At 70.9% G+C, this 22122-nt stretch carries 24 protein-coding genes; 18 read left to right on the top strand and 6 right to left on the bottom strand.

Going from position 1 to position 22122, the window contains the following annotated elements; translation table 11 throughout:
• Positions 1-135: 135 nt before the first annotated feature.
• A complete protein-coding gene (locus tag BLT97_RS27240) occupies positions 136-1134 on the bottom strand; it encodes a COX15/CtaA family protein (RefSeq protein ID WP_176953904.1) in 999 nt (332 codons plus the stop codon).
• A gap of 169 nt (positions 1135-1303) precedes the next feature.
• On the opposite strand from BLT97_RS27240, the gene BLT97_RS27235 reads away from it, so the two are divergent.
• The 3 genes from BLT97_RS27235 to BLT97_RS27225 are packed head-to-tail and all read left to right on the top strand — an operon-like array spanning position 1304 to position 3611.
• Entirely contained in the window at positions 1304-1693 is a 390-nt protein-coding gene (locus BLT97_RS27235; RefSeq protein WP_093614736.1) for a GntR family transcriptional regulator, read from the top strand.
• Positions 1690-2595, top strand: a complete 906-nt coding sequence (locus tag BLT97_RS27230) for an ABC transporter ATP-binding protein (protein WP_093614734.1) — start codon at positions 1690-1692, stop codon at positions 2593-2595. Before BLT97_RS27235 ends, BLT97_RS27230 begins: the two co-directional genes overlap by 4 nt.
• Positions 2592-3611, top strand: a complete 1020-nt coding sequence (locus BLT97_RS27225) for an ABC transporter permease subunit (RefSeq protein WP_093614732.1) — start codon at positions 2592-2594, stop codon at positions 3609-3611. Before BLT97_RS27230 ends, BLT97_RS27225 begins: the two co-directional genes overlap by 4 nt.
• A 22-nt stretch (positions 3612-3633) precedes the next feature.
• On the opposite strand, the gene BLT97_RS27220 is transcribed toward BLT97_RS27225, so the two are convergent.
• Both BLT97_RS27220 and BLT97_RS27215 read right to left on the bottom strand, forming a co-directional pair.
• Entirely contained in the window at positions 3634-4401 is a 768-nt protein-coding gene (locus tag BLT97_RS27220) for an ABC transporter permease (RefSeq protein ID WP_093614730.1), read from the bottom strand.
• Positions 4398-5321 carry an ABC transporter ATP-binding protein gene (locus tag BLT97_RS27215; protein ID WP_093614728.1) on the bottom strand — a complete coding sequence of 308 codons (924 nt, stop codon included), beginning with the start codon at positions 5319-5321 and terminating at the stop codon, positions 4398-4400. The genes BLT97_RS27220 and BLT97_RS27215 overlap by 4 nt, the downstream gene beginning before the upstream one ends.
• Before the next feature lie 112 nt (positions 5322-5433).
• Between BLT97_RS27215 and BLT97_RS27210 the strand changes: the two genes are divergently transcribed.
• From BLT97_RS27210 to BLT97_RS27170, 9 genes are all read left to right on the top strand, one after another.
• Positions 5434-6213, top strand: coding sequence for a formate/nitrite transporter family protein (locus BLT97_RS27210; RefSeq protein WP_093614726.1), 780 nt, complete (start codon positions 5434-5436; stop codon positions 6211-6213).
• A 175-nt stretch (positions 6214-6388) separates the two neighbouring features.
• Positions 6389-7165, top strand: a complete 777-nt coding sequence (locus tag BLT97_RS27205; RefSeq protein WP_093614724.1) for a helix-turn-helix transcriptional regulator — start codon at positions 6389-6391, stop codon at positions 7163-7165.
• The gene (gene sufB / locus BLT97_RS27200) at positions 7162-8586 is read left to right on the top strand and encodes a Fe-S cluster assembly protein SufB (protein WP_093614722.1); all 1425 of its coding nucleotides are present in this window, start codon (positions 7162-7164) and stop codon (positions 8584-8586) included. The genes BLT97_RS27205 and sufB overlap by 4 nt, the downstream gene beginning before the upstream one ends.
• 96 nt (positions 8587-8682) lie before the next feature.
• Entirely contained in the window at positions 8683-9861 is a 1179-nt protein-coding gene (gene sufD, locus BLT97_RS27195; RefSeq protein WP_093614720.1) for a Fe-S cluster assembly protein SufD, read from the top strand.
• Positions 9861-10193 carry a non-heme iron oxygenase ferredoxin subunit gene (locus BLT97_RS27190; RefSeq protein ID WP_093614718.1) on the top strand — a complete coding sequence of 111 codons (333 nt, stop codon included), beginning with the start codon at positions 9861-9863 and terminating at the stop codon, positions 10191-10193. The genes sufD and BLT97_RS27190 overlap by 1 nt, the downstream gene beginning before the upstream one ends.
• 7 nt (positions 10194-10200) lie before the next feature.
• On the top strand, positions 10201-10965 hold the full coding sequence (sufC, locus tag BLT97_RS27185; protein WP_093614716.1) for a Fe-S cluster assembly ATPase SufC: 765 nt from the start codon (positions 10201-10203) through the stop codon (positions 10963-10965).
• Positions 10962-12218: a cysteine desulfurase gene (locus tag BLT97_RS27180; protein ID WP_093614714.1), complete on the top strand. Its 1257-nt coding sequence runs from the start codon at positions 10962-10964 to the stop codon at positions 12216-12218. Before sufC ends, BLT97_RS27180 begins: the two co-directional genes overlap by 4 nt.
• 16 nt (positions 12219-12234) lie before the next feature.
• On the top strand, positions 12235-12705 hold the full coding sequence (sufU, locus tag BLT97_RS27175) for a Fe-S cluster assembly sulfur transfer protein SufU (protein WP_093614712.1): 471 nt from the start codon (positions 12235-12237) through the stop codon (positions 12703-12705).
• Positions 12702-13037, top strand: a complete 336-nt coding sequence (locus BLT97_RS27170; RefSeq protein ID WP_093614710.1) for a metal-sulfur cluster assembly factor — start codon at positions 12702-12704, stop codon at positions 13035-13037. The genes sufU and BLT97_RS27170 overlap by 4 nt, the downstream gene beginning before the upstream one ends.
• 143 nt (positions 13038-13180) lie before the next feature.
• Here the strand turns inward: BLT97_RS27170 and BLT97_RS27165 are convergent, their stop codons facing one another.
• Together BLT97_RS27165 and BLT97_RS27160 are read right to left on the bottom strand one after the other, a co-directional pair.
• Complete coding sequence (locus tag BLT97_RS27165) at positions 13181-14161, bottom strand: DUF7847 domain-containing protein (RefSeq protein WP_093614708.1); 981 nt, start codon at positions 14159-14161, stop codon at positions 13181-13183.
• Between the two features lie 222 nt (positions 14162-14383).
• A complete protein-coding gene (locus tag BLT97_RS27160) occupies positions 14384-15328 on the bottom strand; it encodes a DUF7847 domain-containing protein (protein ID WP_143041392.1) in 945 nt (314 codons plus the stop codon).
• 178 nt (positions 15329-15506) lie between these two features.
• On the opposite strand from BLT97_RS27160, the gene BLT97_RS27155 reads away from it, so the two are divergent.
• Together BLT97_RS27155 and BLT97_RS27150 are read left to right on the top strand one after the other, a co-directional pair.
• Positions 15507-15827: a DMT family transporter gene (locus tag BLT97_RS27155; protein ID WP_093614704.1), complete on the top strand. Its 321-nt coding sequence runs from the start codon at positions 15507-15509 to the stop codon at positions 15825-15827.
• A 67-nt stretch (positions 15828-15894) separates the two neighbouring features.
• Positions 15895-16461 (top strand): TetR/AcrR family transcriptional regulator, encoded by a 567-nt coding sequence (locus BLT97_RS27150; protein ID WP_093614702.1) that lies wholly within the window; start codon positions 15895-15897, stop codon positions 16459-16461.
• On the opposite strand, the gene BLT97_RS27145 is transcribed toward BLT97_RS27150, so the two are convergent.
• On the bottom strand, positions 16434-17342 hold the full coding sequence (locus BLT97_RS27145) for a winged helix-turn-helix transcriptional regulator (RefSeq protein ID WP_093614700.1): 909 nt from the start codon (positions 17340-17342) through the stop codon (positions 16434-16436). The two genes, BLT97_RS27150 and BLT97_RS27145, sit on opposite strands and share 28 nt — an antisense overlap.
• Before the next feature lie 131 nt (positions 17343-17473).
• Here BLT97_RS27145 and BLT97_RS27140 point away from each other — a divergent pair, with 131 nt between their 5' ends.
• The 4 genes from BLT97_RS27140 to BLT97_RS27125 all read left to right on the top strand — a co-directional run bounded on the left by BLT97_RS27140 (position 17474) and on the right by BLT97_RS27125 (position 22104).
• A complete protein-coding gene (locus BLT97_RS27140; RefSeq protein WP_093614698.1) occupies positions 17474-18811 on the top strand; it encodes an MFS transporter in 1338 nt (445 codons plus the stop codon).
• A 123-nt stretch (positions 18812-18934) separates the two neighbouring features.
• A complete protein-coding gene (gene dapD / locus BLT97_RS27135) occupies positions 18935-19924 on the top strand; it encodes a 2,3,4,5-tetrahydropyridine-2,6-dicarboxylate N-succinyltransferase (RefSeq protein WP_093614696.1) in 990 nt (329 codons plus the stop codon).
• Positions 19925-20198: 274 nt separating this feature from the next.
• A complete protein-coding gene (locus BLT97_RS27130; RefSeq protein ID WP_093614694.1) occupies positions 20199-20981 on the top strand; it encodes a response regulator transcription factor in 783 nt (260 codons plus the stop codon).
• Positions 20974-22104 carry a sensor histidine kinase gene (locus BLT97_RS27125; RefSeq protein ID WP_093614692.1) on the top strand — a complete coding sequence of 377 codons (1131 nt, stop codon included), beginning with the start codon at positions 20974-20976 and terminating at the stop codon, positions 22102-22104. Before BLT97_RS27130 ends, BLT97_RS27125 begins: the two co-directional genes overlap by 8 nt.
• Positions 22105-22122: the final 18 nt, after the last annotated feature.

The following is a 22122-nucleotide window of genomic DNA, read 5'->3' as shown; positions in this document are numbered from 1 at the left end:
GCTTACAGGGCCCGCGCCCACCGCGCCGACGCCGCGGGTCCCGGCTCAGGACGATCCGGCCGCGCGGGTGCGGCGCGGCTGAGGGCTCCGCGCCGACGGCGCTGACGGCTCCGCGCCGGCCGGGCCAGGAACGGCCTAGCGCGCGCCCGTCAGCTGGGCCTCGCCCTGGGACGGCAGCGAGAGCTCGAGCTCCGGGCGCTCCCGCAGGGAGAGAAGGACGCGGACGATCGCGATCCAGACCAGGCACGAGCCGAGCATGTGGGCGCCGACCAGGACCTCGGGGAGGTCCGTGAAGTACTGGACGTAGCCGATCACGCCCTGGGCCAGGAGGATCAGGAAGAGGTCGCGGGTGCGGCGCAGCGGTCCCGGCGGGGCGTCGACGGCCTTCAGGACGAACCACAGGGCGAAGGTCAGGGAGACCACGACCCACGCGAGGACCGCGTGCAGCTTGGAGACGTCCTCCCAGTTCAGCGGGATGCGGTGCACCTCGCTCGAGTCGCCCGCGTGCGGGCCCGCGCCGGTGACCACGGTGCCGACGGCGACCAGCAGCCCGGCCGCGACGGTCAGGAACCACACCAGCTGCTGCACCGACTTGCCCACCAGCGGACGCGGCGCCGCGTCGCCCTCGCGGGCGCGCTGCCACATCACCGTCGCGACCGTGATCAGCGTGGTGGAGAGCATGAAGTGGGCCGCGACCGTGTACGGGTTGAGGCCGACGAGCACCACGATGCCGCCGAGCACGGCGTTGCTCATGACCAGCCAGAACTGCGTCCAGCCCAGGCGCGTGAGGCTGCGCCGGCGCGGCTTCGTGGAGCGTGCCGCGATGATCGCCCAGCCGACCGCCGCGCACAGCACGTACGTCAGCATGCGGTTGCCGAACTCGATGACGCCGTGGAAGCCCATCTCGGCGGTCGCGGTCAGCGAGTCGTCGGTGCACTTCGGCCAGGTCGGGCAGCCGAGGCCCGAGCCCGTGAGGCGGACGGCGCCGCCGGTCACGACGATGAGGACGTTCATCACGAGGGACGCGAGGATCGCCCGCTGGAGGATCCGCTGTGACGGGGTCCAGCGCTCGGCGATGAAAGCGAGCGGGTTGCGCACGGCTTGAGCGACGTCGGCTCGGGTCACGTTTGGCACGGGCCCATCGTAGGGGGCGGCCTTGTGCAAGTTTTCACGAGGGTCGCCATCTCGCGCCCGTTACGTGACAGTTGAGTCCTTTTTGTCTACGGCGATACGTGACGCAGGTCTTGACGGCTCAGGAACCCAGGAGCCTAAAGTGCTAGCCAACTAGCTAAATGGAGGTGCCGTGATCGAGTTCCATCTGAACGGGCGCTCCGGACTCTCGCCGTATCAGCAGCTCGTCCAGCAGGTGCGGCACGCGCTGCGGCTCGGACTGCTGAAGGAAGGGGACCGGCTGCCGACGGTCAAGGAGGTGGCGAGCCAGTTGGCGATCAACCCCAACACCGTCCTCAAGGCCTATCGCGAGCTGGAGCACAAGGGGCTCGTCGCGGCGCGGCCCGGCGTGGGCACCTTCGTGACGCGCACCCTCGCCGACAAGTCCCTGTCGGCCCACGGCCCGCTCCGCAAGGACCTGGAGCGCTGGCTCACCAAGGCACGTCTCGCCGGCCTCGACGAGGAGAGCATCGAGGCCCTGTTCCTGAGCACCTTTCGAGGTGCCGGAGAGGACGTAGCGTGAGCACCGGCTTACGAGACTCCGTCATACGCGCCCGCGGCCTCGGCAAGAAGTACCGGCAGCGCTGGGCGCTCCAGGACTGCGACCTCGACCTGCCCGCGGGCCGGGTCGTCGGACTCGTCGGGCCCAACGGGGCGGGCAAGTCCACCCTGTTGAACCTCGCGGCCGGGCTGCTCGCGCCGAGCGCGGGCAGCATCGAGGTGTGCGGCGGCCCGTCCGCCGCCGACGTGGCCCAGCTCGCCCGGGTCGGCTTCGTCGCCCAGGACACCCCGGCCTACGCACGGCTCACCGTCGCCGACCACCTCGCGCTCGGCCGCCGGCTCAACCCCGCGTGGGACGACGCGGCGGCGCGGGAACGCGTCGCGCGCCTCGGGCTCGACCCGAAGCAGCGCGCCGGCACCCTCTCCGGCGGCCAGCGCGCCCAGCTCGCCCTCACCCTGGCGCTCGCCAAACGGCCCGAGCTGCTCATCCTCGACGAGCCCGTTGCGGCCCTCGACCCCCTCGCGCGGCGGGAGTTCATGCAGCTGCTCATGGAGGCCGTCGCCGAGCACGAGCTGAGCGTGGTGCTCTCCTCGCACCTCGTCTCCGACGTGGAGCGGGCCTGCGACTACCTCGTGGTGCTCGTCGACTCCCGCGTCCAGGTGGCCGGAGACCTCGACGAGCTGCTCGCCACCCACCACCGCCTGGTCGGGGCGCGGCGCGATCCGGACCGGCTGCCCGCACATCAGCAGGTGATCTCCGCCCGCCACACCGACCGCCAGACCACCCTCCTCGTACGCACGGAGGAGCCGATCCATGACCCGAGCTGGAGCGTGGACGGGATCAACCTCGAGGACCTGGTCCTCGCCTACATGGACCGGACCGCACCCGCGGTGCGGCGCCCCCGGCTGGAGGTGCAGCGATGATCTGGCTGACCTGGCGGCAGTTCCGGGGCCCGGCCCTGATGATGGCCGGTGTCCTGACGGTGTTCGGGGCCGCGCTCGCGCTGACCGGCCCCGGCCTGGCGGACGACTACGCGAAGGGGATCTCGGGCTGCGCGGGCCATGCCGACGGATGCGCGCGGTTCCTCGACCGGTTCCTCGACAGCCACCAGTCCGCGTTCCTCGGCGTGAGCGGGCTGCTGCTCCTGCTGCCCGCCCTGATCGGGCTGTTCTGGGGCGCGCCGCTGGTGGCGCGCGAGCTGGAGACCGGCACCTTCCGCATGGCGTGGACGCAGAGCGTGCGCCGTACCCGCTGGCTGGCGGCGAAGGTGGCGCTCGTCGGCCTCGCGGCGATGGCGGCGGCGGGGATCGGCACGCTCGCGGTGACGTGGTGGGCGAGCCCGCTCGACAAGAGCGCGGTGGACAGCTATCCGCGTCTGGAGGCCATCGTGTTCGCCACCCGGGGCATCGTCCCGGTCGGGTACGCGGCGTTCGCGTTCGCCCTCGGGGTGACCGTCGGGATGCTCGTACGGCGTGCGCTGCCCGCGATGGCGCTGACGCTCGCCGTGTTCGCACTGGTCCAGATCGCGATGCCGACCTTCGTACGGCCGCAGCTCGCCGAGCCGGTGACGACCACCTCGGCCTTCTCCACCCGGAACATCGACGGGGTGGGCGAGGGCGGGCTGCTGCACACGCAGGCCAGGGTGGCGGACCCCGGGGCGTGGATCCTGTCCAGCCGCACCGTCGACAAGGACGGCCGGACGGTGCCGCTGATCGACCTGCCCGACGCGGACATGGCCCGCTGCGACCGCGCGCCGAGTCCGGGCGAGGCGATGCAGTGCGTGACCGACACGGCCAACCGACTCGGGTACCGGCAGGAGGCCACGTACCACCCGGCGAGCCGGTACTGGCCGTTCCAGTGGGCCGAGACCGGGATCTACGCGGCGCTGGCGCTGGGGCTCACCGGGTTCTGCTTCTGGTGGACGAAGCGGCGGCTGTAGGCGAGGGCCGCCGCGGGAGCCCTCACTCCCAGCGGAAGAACCGCGCCGCCGCACCGAGCCCGAGCACCGCCCACACCGCGAGGATCGCCAGGTTCCCCCAGGGCATCCCCGCGCCGTGTTGCAGCACATCGCGCAGCCCGTCCGACAGGGCCGAGATGGGCAGCAGCCCGAGCACGTTCTGGGCCGCGTCAGGGAACTTGTCCAGCGGGACGATCACGCCGCCGCCGACCAGGAGCAGCAGGAAGACCAGGTTGGCGGCGGCCAGCGTCGCCTCGGCCTTGAGCGTCCCCGCCATGAGCAGGCCGAGCCCGGAGAAGGCCGCCGTGCCGAGGATCAGGAGCAGGACGACCGCGAAGGGGTTGCCCTGCGGGGACCAGCCGAGCGCGAAGGCGATGGCGGTGAGCAGGGCGATCTGGAGGACCTCGATGACCAGGACGGACAAGGTCTTGGCCGTCATCAGGGCCCAGCGGGGGAGCGGTGAGGTGCCCAGGCGCTTGAGGACTCCGTAACGCCGCTCGAAACCGGTGGAGATGGCCTGCCCGGTGAACGCCGTGGACATCACCGCGAGCGCGAGGATGCCGGGGGCGAGGAAGTCCACCGACTTGCCCGAGCCCGTGTCGATGATGTCGACCGAGGAGAAGAGCACGAGGAGCAGCGACGGGATGACCACCGTCAGGAGCAGTTGCTCGCCGTTGCGCAGCAGCATCTTCGTCTCGAAGAGCGCCTGGGCGGTGATCATGCGCCCCATCGGGGCGGCCCCCGGCTTCGGGCTGTACGTACCGGTGCTCATCCGCGCAGCTCCTTGCCGGTCAGCTCCAGGAAGACGTCCTCGAGCGTGTGCCGCTCCACCGAGATCCGGTCGGGCATCACGCCGTGCTGGGCGCACCAGGTGGTCACGGTCGCGAGCAGCTGGGGATCGACCGTCCCCGTCACGCGGTACGAGCCCGGGGTGAGCTCGGCGGCCTGCGTGTCCATGGGGAGGGCCTTGAGGAGGGAGGCGATGTCGAGGCCGGGGCGTCCGGAGAAGCGCAGGGTGTTCTCGGCGCCGCCCTTGCACAGCTGCTCCGGGCTGCCCTGCGCGATGACCCTGCCCGCGTCGATGATCGCGACATCGTCCGCGAGCTGCTCGGCCTCGTCCATGTGGTGCGTGGTGAGGATGACGCTCACGCCGTCGGCGCGCAGCTCCCGTACGAGATCCCAGGTGGCGCGGCGGGCCTGCGGGTCGAGGCCCGCGGTGGGCTCGTCGAGGAAGACCAGCTCGGGACGGCCCACCACGGCGAGCGCGAGCGCGAGGCGCTGCTGCTGGCCGCCGGAGAGCCGGCGATACGTCGTACGGCCGCAACTGCCAAGCCCCAGACGCTCGATGAGCGCATCCACGTCCAGCGGGTGGGCGTGCAGCTTGGCGACATGGCGGAGCATCTCGTCGGCGCGGGCGCCGGAGTAGACCCCGCCGGACTGGAGCATCACACCGATCCGCGGCCGCAACTCGGCGGCCTGCCCTACCGGGTCGAGGCCGAGGACGCGGACCGTGCCGGCGTCCGGCTTCCGGTAGCCCTCGCAGGTCTCGATCGTGGTGGTCTTGCCGGCGCCGTTGGGACCGAGGACGGCGGTGATGCCCGCCGCGGCCTCCAGGTCCAGGCCGTCCACGGCGGTCTTGCTGCCGTACCGCTTCACCACGGAGGTGAGCTGGACGACGGGCTCGCTTCGCATGAGGTCAGAGTCTAAGGACGGGCCGCAGGTCCCGGGCCGCCGGGTCCGCAGGTCCGGTCATTGGTGACCTTTTCTGTCCGAAGCGGGTCCCTTGCGGGCCTAGCGTCGATATGTGACCAGCATTGCGAAGAACGTGGCAGAGACGTCCGAGCAGGCCGCCCACAAGGCGCACGACCTGCGGCGGACCCCGCGCTACTTCGTCTCCGCGGTCCTCGCGGGCGCGTACATCGGCATCGGCGAGGTGCTGCTCCTGGTCGCCGTCTCGCCCTTCGTGTCGGCCGGTTCGGCGGCCACGAAACTCCTCGAAGGCCTGGTCTTCCCGATCGCGCTGACCATCGTGATGTTCGCCGGTGCCCAGCTGTTCACCAGCAACGTCATGGTGATGCTGATCGGCTCGCTCACCGGGCGCACCGGAGCGCGCGATCTCGTGGGCAGCTGGTCGCTCTCCCTGTTCGGGAACTTCGTCGGCGCCTTCCTCTTCGGCGCCATGGTGCACGCCTCCGGAGTGGTCTCCACCGCGCCGGCCCGCGCGATGCTCGCCGAGATGGTGCACGGCAAGGAGACGCTCGACGGCGGCCAGCTCTTCTGGCGGGCCGTGCTCTGCAACTTCCTCGTGTGCCTGGCGATCTGGATGTTCTACCGGGCCAAGGGGGACGGCGCGAAGATCTTCGTGCTCTGGATCCCGGTCCTGGTGTTCGTGGCCGTGGGCTTCGAGCACTGCGTGGCCAACATGGCCCTGTTCGCCCTGTCGATCCTCGACGGCGGCGCGGGCCTCGGCGATCTGCTCCGCAACCTCCTCTTCACCGTCCCCGGCAACATCGTCGGCGGCGGGCTGCTCGTGGCCGGCTCGTACTGGTTCATGGGGCGGCCCGAGCGCGAAGAGGACCTCTGAGGGATCCCACGGATCTCCCGCCGCCGCTTCAGTCGATACGACAGCGGCGTTGACCTCGGGGTTCACCGCCCGTCACCCTCCGTATCCACTTAGGTATCCCTAAGTGATGCACGGCACCCCGAGCCTGCCACCAGGCCGGTTGTCGGGGCCTGAGGAATTACGCAACAATGGCGTTGTGAAAAACGTCGGCGAGGCTACGGAGACCCCCACCGGGGCTCCGCAGGAGGAGCTCGGGACCGGTGAGCGGAGCACCCGCAACCGCGTCGCGCGCTCCATCCTCGACCACGGCCCGTCCACCGTGGCCGACCTCGCCACCCGCCTGGGACTGACGCAGGCCGCCGTCCGCCGGCACCTCGACGCCCTGGTCGCCGACGATGTCGTGGAGCCCCGCGAGAAGCGGGTCTACGGCGCTCGTACGCGCGGCCGGCCCGCCAAGGTGTTCGCCCTGACGGACTGCGGCCGGGACGCCTTCGACCAGTCCTACGACAAGCTCGCCGCCGAGGCCCTGCGCTGGATCTCGCAGTCCGCCGGCGGCGGGGAGCTCGGGGACGCGGCCGTCGCGGCGTTCGCCCGGGCCAGGCTCGCCGCCCAGGCCGAGACCTACCGCGCGGCGCTGGAGGACGTGCCGGCCCAGGAGCGCACCGAGGCACTGGCCAAGGCGCTCTCCGCCGACGGGTACGCTGCAACTGCGCGTAGCGCACCGGTCGGCGAGCAGCTGTGTCAGCACCACTGCCCGGTCGCCCATGTCGCCGAGCAGTTCCCACAGCTCTGTGAGGCGGAGACGGAGTTCTTCGGCCGCCTGCTCGGCACTCATGTGCAGCGACTGGCCACCATCGCCCACGGGGACGGCGTCTGTACGACGTTCATCCCTCGTAAAGAGACCACGCAAGACCAAGTCACAGACCAAGCCACCACAGCATCTGCAAGCACGGCCGGGAGGAACCCCGCATGACTCTCCCCATCGAGGAGACTGCCCACCCCGAACTCGAGGGCCTGGGTAAGTACGAGTACGGCTGGGCCGACTCCGACGCGGCCGGCCAGGCTGCCAAGCGCGGTCTGAACGAGGATGTCGTCCGCGACATCTCGGCGAAGAAGAACGAGCCGGAGTGGATGACCAAGCTCCGTCTCAAGGGCCTGCGCCTGTTCGACAAGAAGCCCATGCCCACCTGGGGCTCGGACCTGTCGGGCATCGACTTCGACAACATCAAGTACTTCGTGCGCTCCACCGAGAAGCAGGCCCAGTCCTGGGAGGAGCTTCCGGAGGACATCAAGAACACGTACGACAAGCTCGGCATCCCGGAGGCGGAGAAGCAGCGCCTCGTCGCCGGTGTCGCGGCCCAGTACGAGTCCGAGGTCGTCTACCACCAGATCCGTGAGGACCTGGAGGAGCAGGGCGTCATCTTCGTCGACACCGACACCGCGCTGAAGGAGCACGAGGAGCTCTTCAAGGAGTACTTCGGCACCGTCATCCCCGTCGGCGACAACAAGTTCGCCTCGCTGAACACGGCCGTGTGGTCCGGCGGTTCCTTCATCTACGTGCCGAAGGGCGTGCACGTCGAGATCCCGCTGCAGGCCTACTTCCGTATCAACACGGAGAACATGGGCCAGTTCGAGCGGACGCTGATCATCGTCGACGAGGACGCCTACGTCCACTACGTCGAGGGCTGCACCGCGCCGATCTACTCCTCCGACTCGCTGCACTCCGCCGTGGTCGAGATCATCGTGAAGAAGGGCGGCCGCTGCCGCTACACGACGATCCAGAACTGGTCGAACAACGTCTACAACCTGGTCACCAAGCGCGCCGTGGCCTACGAGGGCGCGACCATGGAGTGGATCGACGGCAACATCGGTTCCAAGGTCACCATGAAGTACCCGGCCGTCTACCTGATGGGCGAGCACGCCAAGGGCGAGACCCTCTCCATCGCCTTCGCGGGCGAGGGCCAGCACCAGGACGCCGGTTCCAAGATGGTCCACATGGCGCCGAACACCTCCTCCAACATCGTGTCGAAGTCGGTGGCCCGTGGCGGCGGCCGCACCTCGTACCGCGGTCTGGTCGAGATCGGCGAGGGCGCTCCGGGCTCGAAGTCCAACGTGCTCTGCGACGCGCTGCTCGTGGACCAGATCTCCCGCTCGGACACGTACCCCTACGTGGACGTGCGCGAGGACGACGTGTCCATGGGGCACGAGGCGACCGTCTCCAAGGTCTCCGAGGACCAGCTCTTCTACCTGATGAGCCGCGGCATGACCGAGTTCGAGGCCATGGCCATGATCGTGCGCGGCTTCGTCGAGCCGATCGCCAAGGAGCTCCCGATGGAGTACGCCCTGGAGCTCAACCGGCTGATCGAGCTGCAGATGGAGGGTGCGGTCGGTTAAGGCCCCCTCCGGGCCGGCGGCCCCTGCCCTGGGGCCGCCCACCAACCGCCTTCTCCATCAAGCCACTTACGTAAGAAAGAGAGCACTACGACAGCCATGGCTGAGGCTCAGAACATCCCGGCCGGTGCCACCGCCGGCGGCGCTGTAGCGGTGGCGGCGGAGTCCACCGTCGCCACGCGCATGAGCGCGCCCCCGTCCTACGACGTGCAGGACTTCCCGGTCCCGCACGGCCGCGAGGAGGAGTGGCGGTTCACGCCCCTCGAGCGTCTGAAGGGGCTGCACGACGGCACCGCCAAGGCCGACGGCGCCATCAAGGCGCAGGTCGACGCCCCCGAGGGCGTCACCGTCGAGTCGGTGACCCGTGACGACGAGCGCGTCGGCAAGGCCGGCAAGCCGGTGGACCGCATCGCCGCGCAGGCCTACTCCTCCTTCGAGAAGGCCACCGTGATCTCGGTCCCCAAGGAGACCGTACTCACCGAGCCGGTGCGCGTGCTCCTGCACGGCGAGGGCGGCACCACCTTCGGGCACACCGTCTTCGACATCGGTGCGTTCGCCGAGGCCGTCATCGTCGTCGACCACACCGGTGACGGCGTGCGCGCCGCCAACGTGGACTTCCTCGTCGGCGACGGCGCCAAGGTCACCTTCGTCTCCGTCCAGGACTGGGACGACACGGCTGTCCACTGCTCGCAGCACAACGCCAAGCTCGGCCGCGACGCCACCTTCAAGTCGGTCGTCGTGACCTTCGGCGGCGATGTCGTACGGCTGCACCCGCGCGTCGAGTACACCGGCCCCGGCGGCGACGCCGAGCTGCTCGGCCTGTACTTCACGGACGCCGGCCAGCACCAGGAGCACCGCCTCCTGGTCGACCACAATGTGCCGAACTGCAAGTCCAACGTGGTCTACAAGGGCGCGCTCCAGGGCGACAACGCGCACGCCGTGTGGATCGGCGACGTCCTCATCGAGGCCGCGGCCGAGGGCACCGACACGTACGAGATGAACCGCAACCTGGTTCTCACCGACGGCGCCCGCGTCGACTCGGTGCCGAACCTGGAGATCGAGACCGGCGAGATTGTCGGCGCCGGTCACGCGAGCGCGACCGGCCGCTTCGACGACGAGCAGCTCTTCTACCTGATGGCCCGCGGCATCCCCGCGACGGAGGCCCGCCGCCTCGTCGTGCGCGGCTTCTTCGCCGAGCTGGTCCAGCAGATCGGTGTCAAGGACATCGAGGAGCGCCTCATCGCCAAGATCGAGGAAGAGCTCGAGGCGTCCGTCTGATGAGCGCCTTCGTCAAAGCCTGTGAGCTGAGCGAGCTGGAGGAGGACACCCCGAAGCGGGTGGAACTCGACGGCACGCCGGTCTCGCTCGTCAAGACCGAGGGCGAGGTGTTCGCGATTTACGACATCTGCTCGCACGCGAACGTCTCGCTGTCCGAGGGCGAGGTGGAGGACTGCCAGATCGAGTGCTGGCTGCACGGCTCCGCGTTCGACCTCCGCACCGGCAAGCCGTCCGGCCTTCCCGCGACGCGCCCCGTCCCCGTATACCCCGTAAAGATCGAAGGGGGCAGCGTCCTCGTCGACGTGAACGCCTCCCTCACCCAGGAGTCCTGAGGCACCCATGGCAACGCTTGAAATCCACGACCTGCACGTCTCCGTCGAGGCCGAGAACGGCCCCCGGGAGATCCTCAAGGGTGTCGACCTGACCATCAAGCAGGGCGAGACCCACGCCGTGATGGGCCCCAACGGCTCCGGCAAGTCGACCCTCGCGTACTCGCTCGCGGGTCACCCGAAGTACACGATCACCGGCGGCACCGTCACCCTCGACGGCGAGGACGTCCTGGAGATGGAGGTGGACGAGCGCGCACGCGCCGGCGTCTTCCTCGCCATGCAGTACCCGGTCGAGGTCCCGGGTGTCTCGGTCTCCAACTTCCTGCGTACGTCGGCCACGGCGATCCGCGGCGAGGCCCCCAAGCTGCGCACCTGGGTGAAGGAGGTCAAGGAGGCCATGGAGCGTCTCCAGATGGACCCCTCCTTCGCCGAGCGCAACGTCAACGAGGGCTTCTCCGGCGGTGAGAAGAAGCGCCACGAGATCCTTCAGCTCGAGCTGCTCAAGCCGAAGATCGCGATCCTCGACGAGACCGACTCCGGCCTCGACGTCGACGCCCTGCGCATCGTGTCGGAAGGGGTGAACCGCGTCCGTGAGACGGGCGAGGTCGGCACCCTCCTCATCACCCACTACACGCGCATCCTGCGCTACATCAAGCCCGACTTCGTGCACGTGTTCGCGAACGGCCGGATCGCCGAGTCCGGCGGCGCCGAGCTCGCCGACCAGCTCGAGGCCGAGGGCTACGACAAGTACGTGAAGGGTGGCGTATCCGCGTGACACAGCTGCCGGGCCTCCTCGACACCGAGGCGATCCGCAAGGACTTCCCCGCCCTGGACCGTGTGCTCCACGACGGCAAGAAGCTTGTGTATCTGGACAATGCGGCGACCTCGCAGAAGCCGCGCCAGGTGCTCGACGCGCTCACCGAGTACTACGAGCGGCACAACGCCAATGTCCACCGCGGCGTGCACGTCCTCGCCGAGGAGGCCACGGCGCTGTACGAGGGCGCGCGGGACAAGGTCGCGGAGTTCATCAACGCGCCCTCCCGCGACGAGGTGATCTTCACGAAGAACGCCTCGGAGTCCCTCAACCTCGTGGCCAACATGCTCGGTTGGGCCGACGAGCCGTACAAGGTCGACCACGAGACCGAGATCGTCATCACGGAGATGGAGCACCACTCCAACATCGTTCCGTGGCAGCTGCTCTCGCAGCGCACCGGCGCGAAGCTGAAGTGGTTCGGTCTCACGGACGACGGCCGCCTCGACCTGTCGAACATCGACGAGGTCATCACGGAGAAGACGAAGATCGTCTCCTTCGTGCTCGTCTCCAACATCCTGGGCACGCACAACCCGGTCGAGGCCATCGTGCGCCGCGCCCAGGAGGTCGGCGCCCTCGTCCTCATCGACGCCTCGCAGGCCGCGCCGCACATGCCGCTGGACGTGCAGGCGCTGCAGGCCGACTTCGTGGCCTTCACCGGCCACAAGATGTGCGGCCCGACCGGCATCGGTGTGCTGTGGGGACGCCAGGAACTCCTGGAGGACCTGCCGCCGTTCCTCGGCGGCGGCGAGATGATCGAGACCGTCTCGATGTCGTCCTCGACGTACGCGCCGGCCCCGCACAAGTTCGAGGCGGGCACCCCGCCGATCGCGCAGGCGGTCGGTCTGGGCGCGGCCGTGGACTACCTCCAGTCGATCGGCATGGAGAAGGTCCAGGCCCACGAGCACGCGATCACGTCGTACGCGGTCAAGCGGCTCCTCGAAGTGCCGGACCTCAAGATCATCGGTCCGGTCACGGCGGAGGACCGCGGCGCCGCGATCTCCTTCACGCTCGGCGACATCCACCCGCACGACGTGGGCCAGGTCCTGGACGAGCAGGGCATCGCGGTCCGCGTCGGACACCACTGCGCCCGCCCTGTCTGCCTGCGGTACGGAATTCCTGCGACCACGCGAGCGTCGTTCTATCTGTACTCCACGCCGGCCGAGGTCGACGCCTTGGTCGAGGGCCTGGAGCACGTACGGAACTTCTTCGGCTGAGGGGCTGGCTGGAATCGTGAAGCTCGACTCGATGTACCAGGAAGTCATCCTGGACCACTACAAGCACCCGCACGGGCGCGGTCTTCGGGATGGCGACGCCGAGGTGCACCACGTCAACCCGACCTGCGGCGACGAGATCACGCTGCGGGTGAAGTACGAGGGCACGCGGATCGCGGACGTCTCGTACGAGGGCCAGGGCTGCTCCATCAGCCAGGCCTCCGCCTCGGTCCTCAACGACCTCCTGGTCGGCAAGGACGTCACCGAGGCGCAGCGGATCCAGGGCACCTTCCTGGAGCTGATGCAGTCCAAGGGCAGGATCGAGCCCGACGACGCGATGGAGGAGATCCTGGAGGACGCGGTCGCGTTCGCCGGTGTCTCCAAGTACCCGGCGCGTGTGAAGTGCGCGCTGCTGAGCTGGATGGCGTGGAAGGACGCGACCGCCCAGGCTCTGGGGGAGTCCGAGCCCGCCGAGAGGAAGTCCGCATGAGCGACGAGACCGCTACGTTGAAGCCCGCCTCCGAGGAGGAGGTGCGCGAGGCGCTGATGGACGTCGTCGACCCCGAGCTCGGCATCGACGTCGTCAACCTCGGCCTCATCTACGGGATCCACATCGACGACGCGAACATCGCGACGATCGACATGACCCTGACGTCGGCGGCCTGCCCGCTGACGGACGTCATCGAGGACCAGGCGAAGTCGGCCACCGACGGCCTGGTCAGCGAACTGCGCATCAACTGGGTCTGGATGCCGCCGTGGGGCCCGGACAAGATCACGGACGAGGGCCGCGAGCAGCTTCGGGCGCTCGGGTTCAACGTCTGAGTACCGCGCGTACAGCTGCTTCGTCCGAGTTCCGCGCGTACGGCTGCATCGTCTGAGTTCCGCGCGTGCGGCTGCTTCAGCCGTACGAAGAAGGGGGCCCGCACCGTTCTGGTGCGGGTCCCCTTGCGTATGCCGGGAGGGAGTCACTGCTGTCCGGCGGCCCGGGCCAGGCTGTCCGCGAGGCCCTCGCGGCGGATGCGCTGGTCGATGTAGACCAGGGCGGAGACCAGCTGGGTGAAGACGGTGAAGAGCATCTGGAGCACCGCGAGGACCGCGAACGTGACGCCGAGCCACAGCCACAGGTCCGGCACCAGGTGGCCGTACATGTCCGCGTACAGCTCACCGGTGCTGGTGTACGGATCCAGGGCCGCCGCGTAGTCCGGCTGCGGCATCAGGAACAGCAGCGGGATCTGCACCGTCCAGCCGACGGCCCCGAGCATCAGCACCGTGAGCAGCAGGATGCCGCACGTGCGCCACCAGGTGCCGCGCACGAGGCGGAACGAGCGCTTCAGCGCGGTCAGCGGTCCCGCCGACTCGAGGACCGCCGCCGCGGGCGCCATGCTGATCGACACGTAGAGCCAGGCCACCAGGGGCATGAGGGCCAGCGTCAGCAGTCCGAAGACCAGGAGCGTCCCGAGGTCGGCGGGCTCGGCCGAGGCCGAGGTGCTGAACGAGGGCACGAGCCACAGTGCGCTCGGAATCAGCATCAGCAGGTAGGCGAGGGCCAGCACCCCGAGCACGGAAGGGGTCCGCGACCATGCGCGCCGCCACACGGCACCGAACGTCGTACGGCGGCCGAGCACCGCGGTTTCCAGGACCACAGGAGCCGCGGCGGTCAGGAACGCATTGATCACGACGCTGAGCAGGCCGAAGACCAGGTAGCCGACCACGACGGCGAGCAGCAGCGAGCGCAGCTCGCTCCACGTCGGGTCGCCCGTCGAGGCGACGCGCTCCCAGTCGTCCCGTGCGAAGGCGTAGACGAGAGCGAGCGCACCGGCGGCCACGGCGAGCGTCGCCACGAGGGCCGCGCCCATCACGCCCGACAGCGGCTTCGCATAACGGCCGAGGGTCGAGAACGCGCCGTTGTAGATGTCGCTCAGGCGCAGCGGCGCCAGGGGGATCACGCCCGGCTTCGGCGGCGGCGGAACCGGCTGCCAGCCGCCCCAGCCCGGCGCTCCGCCCCAGCCGCCGTACGGTCCCTGCGGTGCTGCCGGGCCGTTCGGACCTGCCGGACCGCCAGGCCCTGCCGGACTGTTCGGCCCCTGCGGTCCCCACCCCTGGTACGCCATCGCTGCCTTCCGTTTCCCTTGATCGGAGGGCATACGGTAGCCGAGCGCCGGCGGGCCTCAGCGAGGGGAGTGCGCCGCCTCGGCGAGGGCCGGGGCGAGGCCTTCGCAGCGGATGCGCCGGTCCGTGTAGAGCAGGGCGGCGGTCGTCTGGGACAGCAGGACGGAGACGAGCGTGCCCGCCGCCGCGGGGACGAGGAGCACGGCGCCCAGCGCGATCTCCACCGCGTCGCTCCCGGACGTCGGGATCCATGAGTTCAGCAGGTCGAAGGGCAGCGCGAGGGCCATCGACGCCACCGTGGCGAGGAGCGCCATCAGGAGCTGGATGCCGAAGACCCGCCACCAGTTCCCGCGCACGAGGCGCATCGAGCGGCGCAGCGCGGTCAGCGGGCCCGCACCCTCCATCACGATCACAGCGGGCGCCAGGCTGCAGGCGGTCCAGAACCAGAGGACGAAGGGCAGCGCGCAGACCAGGAGCAGGGCCGCGCCGGGACCGGCGAAGAAGACCAGCACGGCGACGAGCAGCACGGGCGTGAGGCAGGCGAGTGCGGCGAGGAGCAGCGCGCCGGTCAGGGCCGGAATGCGGCGGACCGCCTGCCGGAACACCCCGGCACCGGACACCCGGTGGCCGAGCACCGCGGACCGGAGCACGGCCGGACACAGGGCGGCCACCGTCGTATACGCGACGAGTGTCGACGCGGCGCCGAGCAGGACCGCGGCGGCGATCACCGTGACGAGGGCGCCGCTGAGCCCTTGGTCGACGGTGAGGAAGGGGTCGTCCGATCCCAGGTACAGGAGACCGAGGGTGGAGCAGGCGTAGGTGACGGCGTACAGGGCGCCGACGACGGCGGCGCCGAGACCGATCAGGGGGCGCCCGTACCCGCGTACGAGATCCGCGAACGCGCCGAAGTAGTCGCCCAGGGAGAGCGGGGCGAGGGGTATCACGCCCGGCTTCGGGGGTGCGGGGGCGTACGGGGCCGGCGGGGCCCAGCCGGGGTGCGACACGTCCACTGCTCCTGGGGTTCGTCCGGTCAACCGGCCCATGTTCGCGGCGCACCCGCGGCCCGGGACAGGGCCGAACGGCCCGAGGGCCGCACGAGATACGTCACATCGCCCGGCCGCCGGCACACACCGGCGCTCGCGATATGTACACCCGTACGCATCGATGCGTACCCTTGTCCACATGGGATACGGACTGCTGGCCGCGGCCATCGCGGCGGAGGTGGCCGGCACCACGGCCATGAAGTACAGCGAGGGGTTCACCAAGCTGTGGCCCTCGCTCGGGACGCTCGCCGGGTATCTGCTCGCCTTCACGCTGCTCGCGCAGACCCTCAAGACGATGCAGGTCGGCACGGCCTATGCGATCTGGGCCGGCGTGGGCACCGCGGCCGTGGCCGTCATCGGGATGGTCTTCCTCGGGGAGTCCACGAGTCTCGCCAAACTCGCCGGGATCCTGCTCGTGATCGGCGGCGTCGTCCTGCTCAATCTGGGCGGGGCGCACTGATGGGGGTGGGGCGCGTACCCGGGGCGACTCCCGGCAGGGGCGGTCTCGCGGTCGGGGTGGTGCGCTGATGGCCAGGCGGTACGACCCCGGTAGGCGGCAGCGGATCATCGACGCCGCGATCCGCGTCGTGGGCAGCAAGGGGATCGGCGGGCTCAGCCACCGCTCGGCCGCGGCCGAGGCCGACGTCCCGCTGGGCTCCACCACGTACCACTTCGCGACCCTCGACGATCTGCTGGTCGCCGCACTGCGCCAGGCCAACGAAGGCTTCGGTGCGATGGTGCGCGAGCGGGAGTCGCTGCTCGGGCCCGAGGCCGACCTCGCCGCGGAACTGGCCCGGCTGACGGGGGAGTGGCTGGGGGGCGACCGTACCGGAGTCGAGCTCGAGTACGAGCTGTACCTCGCGGCGCTGCGCCGCCCCGCGCTGCGTCCGGTGGCCGCCGAGTGGTGCGCCTCCGTCGAGGAGATCCTCGCCCGGCGGACCGATCGCGTCACGGCCCGTGCCGTGGTGGCGCTGCTCGACGGGATCTGCCTCCAAGTGCTCCTGACGGGCGCGGAGTTCGACGAGGCGTATACGAGGGAGATGCTGCGCCGGGTGCTGTGTGCGGATCAGTCCTCGGCCCGGACCGGTGGCTGACCCTCCTGCCGCTCCCGCACCGCCTCCAGGGCCGCGTCCACACTCGCCGCGATGTCCGTGACCGGGTAGAACACCTCGCGCACCGTCCGCTCCCGGTCGACCACCAGGGTCAGCCGCTTGAGGCGGCTCACGCCGGCGGCGCGGAAGGTCGGCAGGCGCAGGGCGGCGGCCAGGGCGAGGTCGGCGTCCGACAGGAGCGGGAAGCGCAGCCGCTCCTTCGCGGCGAACTCCCGCTGCTCGTCCGGGCGTTGGGTCGAGACGCCGTGCACCGTCGCGCCCGCGGCGGTGAACTCGGCGAGCCGGTCGCGGTACGTGCAGGACTCAAGCGTGCAGCCGGGGGCGCCCGGGATGCCGGACCAGCCCGGCGGATAGGACTCGCTGCGGGCGTAGGCGCCCGGGAAGCAGTACAGGACCGTGAAGGGGGTCGGCGCCACCGGGTCGCGCAACGCGCCTTCGCTGTCGACGAGTTGTACGTCGTCCGGGATGCGCGTGCCGCGCAGCGCGTGGACGCGCCCGGCTTCGCGTGAGCTGTCGGTGGTCGTGGCCATGGTTTCTCCCTCTCCGAGCACCCAGGTGTCTCCCCAGTCCTGGAGTGCGATCAGTACCGGCAGCAGGGCGCGGCCGCGGGGCGTGAGCCGGTACTCGTGGCGCAGCGGGCGGTCCTGGTACGGGACCTTGTCGAGGACGCCCGCGTCGACGAGCAGCTTGAGCCGTTCGGCCAGGACCTTGCGGGACATGCCCAGTTCGCGCTGGAGCTCCTCGAAGCGGTGGGCCCCGCGGGCGCTGTCGCGCACGATGAGCAGCGTCCACCAGTCGCCGACGACGTCCAGCGCCTGGGCGATGGCGCAGTCGGCGTCGCCCAGGCTCGTCCTGCGTGCCATGGCTGTCCTTTCACGGTGCCTGCCCCCGTCGGCCTGCCGCGCGTTCGCCTCGGCCTGCCGCTCATTATCGGCCTCCGTTGACCTGCTGCTCCGCATGCTGCCATAGTCAGTTCCCAAAAGGAACTGACTCGATGGTCCAAGGGGTGGGTGCGGTGCGCGAGGGCAGGAGCGGGGCTGCGGGCGGGATACGGGCGGTGGTGCCGCGGTCCGTGTGGCTGCTCGCGGCGGGGGTGTTCTTCAACGCGCTGGTCAGCTTCACGTTCGTCTACGTGTTCCTCTACCTCACCGGTCCGCGCGGCCTGTCCGTCGCGGAGGCCGGACTGATCAGCGGACTCGGCGGACTCGGGCTCATCGCGGGCAACTTCACCGGCGGCTGGTACGGAGACCACTTCGGGCACCGGCGCGTCCTGCTCGCCGCGGCCGTGGCCGCCGGCCTCGTCCTCGCGGTCCTGCCGCTGCTCCCGTTCGCGGCCCTGTACCTGGCGCTGCCGCTCGCGCAGTACGCGGCGGGCGTGCTGCGCGCCGCCAACTCCGCGCTCGTCGCGGTCCTCGTCCCGCAGGGCGCCCGCCGCCAGGCCTTCGCGGTGATCCGGGCCGCGTCCAACGGCGGGATCACGGTCGGGCCGCCGCTCGGCGCGCTGGTCGCGACCTCGTTCTCGTACGACTGGCTGTTCGTCGCGGACGGCATCGGCACGCTGCTCTTCGCCTGGTGGACGGCGCGCAGGGTGCCGGCGGGGGTTCAGGCGGAGGTTCCCGTCGCGGCGCCGGAGCGTTCGGTCGAGGCGGGGGCGCCTGGCGCAGGGGCGGGGCACGCGGACCCGCCGGCGCCCGAGGCGGCGGGCGGGAAGCTGTGGCCCGAACTGCGTTCCAGGCCCGCCGTGTTGGTGCTGCTCGGCGCGATCCTGCTCGTCGACCTCGTCTACCGGCAGCAGTACACGACCTTCCCGGTGCACCTCGCCGAGCACGGCATGGACGCCCGCGTCTACGGCTGGATGATCGCCATCAACGGCGGACTGATCCTGCTGCTCGAACTGCCCGTGGCACTCGCCCTCAAGGACCGGCCGCCGCTGCGGATCGTCGGCTGCGGCCTCGTCCTGGTCGGCGCGGGCTACGCGGCGCTGATCCCCGGCACCGTCCTCGCCACCGCGATCGCCACGATGACCCTGCTCACCCTCGGCGAGATCCTCTACAAGACCACCGCCACCGCCTACGTCGCCGACCAGGCACCCGACCACGTACAGGGCCGCTTCCAGAGCCTGTACGCGGGAGTCTCCGTCAGCGGCACGGTCCTCGCGGCACCGATCGGCGGCGCCGTACTCCAGTCCGCACCCGGACTGCTCTGGCCGCTGTGCGCCGTGCTCGCCGTGGGGGCGGGGTGCGCGGTGCTGCTCGCGGGCCGGATGCGGGAACGGCCTGCGGCGGTGCGGGTGGCCGGGGGTGAGCGCATCGGTGCCGTAGGGCAGGGGTGAGCGCATTCGTGCGCTACGGCAGGGATGAGCGCATTCGTGCCCTACGGCAGGGCGCGGCGCGCGGCGGCCCGGACCCTGAGACCGGTTCGCTTCCGTGCGCGCGGGCCGGTTAAGTTTCTGCCCATGACCGACACCACTGCTCCCCGTACCACCGGCGCCGTAGCCGCGGGTTTCGCCACCCTCGCCGCCGACGGCACCGTTCTCGACACCTGGTTCCTCGCCCCCGAGCTCAGCGAGGCCCCCGGCCCGGCCGGCACCGAGCGCCTGAGCGCCGAGCGCGCCGTCGAACTGCTCGGTGAGGGTGCCGCCAAGGCCGTCCGCAAGGACGACCGCCGGGGCGTGGAGATCGTCGCCGTCCGCACGGTGATCGCGTCCCTGGACGACAAGCCGCTCGACGCCCACGACGCCTACCTGCGGCTGCACCTGCTCAGCCACACGCTGGTCAAGCCGAACGAGCAGAACCTCGACGGCCTCTTCGGCCTCCTCGCCAACGTCGCCTGGACCTCCCTGGGCCCGGTCCCGGTCGACACCCTCGAGCAGGTCCGCCTCAACGCCCGCGCCGAGGGCCTGCACCTCGTCGTGCACGGCGTCGACAAGTTCCCGCGCATGACCGACTACGTGGCCCCGAAGGGCGTCCGTATCGCCGACGCCGGCCGCGTCCGCCTCGGCGCGCACCTCGCCGCGGGCACCACCGTGATGCACGAGGGCTTCGTCAACTTCAACGCCGGCACGCTCGGCACGTCGATGATCGAGGGCCGCATCTCCCAGGGCGTCGTCGTCGGCGACGGCTCGGACATCGGCGGCGGCGCCTCCACGATGGGCACCCTGTCCGGCGGCGGCACGCAGCGCGTCGCGATCGGCGAGCGCTCCCTCGTCGGCGCCGAGGCGGGCGTGGGCATCGCGCTCGGCGACGAGTGCGTGGTCGAGGCCGGCCTCTACGTCACCGCCGGCACCCGCGTCACGATGCCCGACGGCCAGATCGTCAAGGCCCGCGAACTCTCCGGCGCCAACAACATCCTCTTCCGCCGCAACTCGGTCACGGGCACGGTCGAGGCCCGCCCGAACAACGCGGTGTGGGGCGGTCTGAACGACGTGCTGCACAGCAACAACTGACGTCCCGCGTCCCCGCGCGCCCTTCCCCGGTCCGGGGGAGGGCGCGTGTGCGTTTCATCAGGCGGCCGCCGGCCGGTCCCGTTCCGCGGTCGGCCGACCGCGATCACGGTGGCCGACGCGTCGTAGTCCGCCTCCCGGATGTGGCCGCCGAGGCGGGGGAACGAGCATGGGGGTTTCGGGCATTCAGGGTTTCGGATCTTACGGAGCGAGGACAGCGGGTCCTCGTCGCACCGGGGGAGGGGTGTCCCGGGCGCCGCGATGGGAAGCTGGCCCCATGGAACAGACAGGTCAGGCAGCGCCGGGCGGGGACGAGCCGGCGCGGACCCGTGTGCTGGTCGTCGATGACGATCCGACCGTTTCCGAGGTCGTCGCCGGCTATCTCGACCGTGCCGGGCATGTGGTCGACCGTGCCGCCGACGGTCCGGGCGCGCTGCGTGCGGCCGATGCGCGGATGCCGGATCTGGTCGTGCTCGACCTGATGCTGCCCGGGATGGACGGCCTGGAGGTCTGCCGCAGGCTGCGCGAACGCGCCCCCGTGCCGGTGATCATGCTCACCGCGCGCGGTGACGAGGACGACCGCATCCTCGGCCTCGAAGTGGGCGCCGACGACTACGTCACCAAGCCCTTCAGCCCGCGCGAGCTGGTGCTGCGCGTCGAGTCCGTGCTGCGCCGCGCGCGCGTGCCCCGGCGCGGCGAGGCGCCGGTGCTCTCGTACGCGGGCATCGAGATCGAACCGGGCGGGCGCCGTGCCCTCAAGGACGGGCGCGAACTCTCCCTCACTCTGCGGGAGTTCGACCTGCTCGCCTATTTCCTGCGGCATCCCGGCCAGGCCTGCAGCCGGGAACGCCTGATGCACGAGGTGTGGGGCTGGGAGTTCGGTGATCTGTCCACCGTGACCGTGCATGTGCGGCGGCTGCGCGGCAAGATCGAGGAGGATCCGGCCAGGCCCCGGCTGATCCAGACCGTCTGGGGCGTCGGATACCGCTTCGCGAAGGACGGTGCGCCCGAGGGCGCGGGGCGGCCCGAGCGGCCGGAGGAGGCGCTGCCCGATGCGTGAGGTGCTGCTCATCGCCCTGTACGCCGCGTGCGGGGCCGCCGTCGCCGGGGCGCTCGGTGTGGGCGCGCTGCGGCTGCTGCGCCACCGGTCCGTGGCCGTCTCGCTCGCCGTGGTCGCCGCCACCGCCGTCACCGCGATGCTCGCCGGGACCCTGGCCGTGGCCTGGGCGATGTTCCTGTCGCCGCACGACCTGACGGTCGTCACGCTGGTGATCGTGATGGCCGCGGTGGTCTCGTTCGCGACCGCGCTGCTCCTGGGGCGCTGGGTGGTGGCGAGGTCCCGTGAACTCGCGCAGGCCGCCCGCTCGTTCGGCGACGGCGGCAGCTTCGCCGCGCCGGGCTCCGCGGCCACGGCCGAACTGGACGCGCTGAGCCGCGAGTTGGCCGCCACCAGCGCCAAACTCGCCGCCTCACGCGAACGCGAGCGCGCCCTCGAGACCTCGCGGCGCGAACTGGTCGCCTGGATCTCGCACGACCTGCGCACCCCGCTCGCCGGGCTGCGGGCGATGGCCGAGGCGCTGGAGGACGGCATGGCCGCCGAGCCCGAGCGCTACTTCCGGCAGATCCGCACCGAGGTCGAGCGGCTCAACGGCATGGTCGGCGACCTGTTCGAGCTCTCCCGTATCCACGCGGGCGCCCTCCAGCTCACGCGGACCCGGATGTCGGTCTACGACCTGGTGGGGGACGCCCTGGCCGGCGCCGATCCGCTCGCGCGCGAGCACGGTGTACGGCTGGTCGGCGACCGGGTCGAGGAGGTGCCCGTGGAGGTGGACGGCAAGGAGATGACCCGGGTGCTCGCCAACCTCCTGGTCAACGCGATCCGCCGTACCCCCGCGGACGGCACGGTCGCGGTCGCGGCGACGCGGGCCGAGGACGACGCGGTCGTCCTGTCCGTCACCGACGGCTGCGGCGGCATCCCGGAGGAGGACCTGCCGCGCGTCTTCGACACGGGCTGGCGCGGCAGCGCGGCCCGCACCCCGCCGGCCGGGGCGGGCCTGGGGCTCGCGATCGTGCGCGGCATCGTGGAGGCCCACCGGGGCAGCGCCGAGGTGCACAACGTGCAGGGCGGCTGCTGCTTCCAGGTCCGGCTGCCCGTGGCCGCGGCGGACGCGCTGCCCCGCTGAACCCGCGCCGCGCTCCCT

Source organism: Streptomyces indicus (assembly GCF_900100315.1).
GTDB lineage: Bacteria > Actinomycetota > Actinomycetes > Streptomycetales > Streptomycetaceae > Streptomyces > Streptomyces indicus.
Note: the sequence above shows the minus strand (reverse complement) of the source record. Positions and strands in the feature narration are given on the sequence as shown.

Bases quoted from the DNA above. Each gene is read 5' to 3' on its own strand.
- BLT97_RS27225 (WP_093614732.1), top strand. From the start codon at position 2,592: ATGATCTGGCTGACCTGGCGGCAGTTCCGGGGCCCGGCCCTGATGATG.
- BLT97_RS27220 (WP_093614730.1), bottom strand. From the start codon at position 4,401: ATGAGCACCGGTACGTACAGCCCGAAGCCGGGGGCCGCCCCGATGGGG.
- BLT97_RS27215 (WP_093614728.1), bottom strand. From the start codon at position 5,321: ATGCGAAGCGAGCCCGTCGTCCAGCTCACCTCCGTGGTGAAGCGGTAC.
- sufB (WP_093614722.1), top strand. From the start codon at position 7,162: ATGACTCTCCCCATCGAGGAGACTGCCCACCCCGAACTCGAGGGCCTG.
- sufD (WP_093614720.1), top strand. From the start codon at position 8,683: ATGGCTGAGGCTCAGAACATCCCGGCCGGTGCCACCGCCGGCGGCGCT.
- BLT97_RS27190 (WP_093614718.1), top strand. From the start codon at position 9,861: ATGAGCGCCTTCGTCAAAGCCTGTGAGCTGAGCGAGCTGGAGGAGGAC.
- sufC (WP_093614716.1), top strand. From the start codon at position 10,201: ATGGCAACGCTTGAAATCCACGACCTGCACGTCTCCGTCGAGGCCGAG.
- BLT97_RS27170 (WP_093614710.1), top strand. From the start codon at position 12,702: ATGAGCGACGAGACCGCTACGTTGAAGCCCGCCTCCGAGGAGGAGGTG.
- BLT97_RS27155 (WP_093614704.1), top strand. From the start codon at position 15,507: ATGGGATACGGACTGCTGGCCGCGGCCATCGCGGCGGAGGTGGCCGGC.
- BLT97_RS27150 (WP_093614702.1), top strand. From the start codon at position 15,895: ATGGCCAGGCGGTACGACCCCGGTAGGCGGCAGCGGATCATCGACGCC.
- BLT97_RS27145 (WP_093614700.1), bottom strand. From the start codon at position 17,342: ATGGCACGCAGGACGAGCCTGGGCGACGCCGACTGCGCCATCGCCCAG.
- BLT97_RS27140 (WP_093614698.1), top strand. From the start codon at position 17,474: ATGGTCCAAGGGGTGGGTGCGGTGCGCGAGGGCAGGAGCGGGGCTGCG.
- dapD (WP_093614696.1), top strand. From the start codon at position 18,935: ATGACCGACACCACTGCTCCCCGTACCACCGGCGCCGTAGCCGCGGGT.
- BLT97_RS27130 (WP_093614694.1), top strand. From the start codon at position 20,199: ATGGAACAGACAGGTCAGGCAGCGCCGGGCGGGGACGAGCCGGCGCGG.
- BLT97_RS27125 (WP_093614692.1), top strand. From the start codon at position 20,974: ATGCGTGAGGTGCTGCTCATCGCCCTGTACGCCGCGTGCGGGGCCGCC.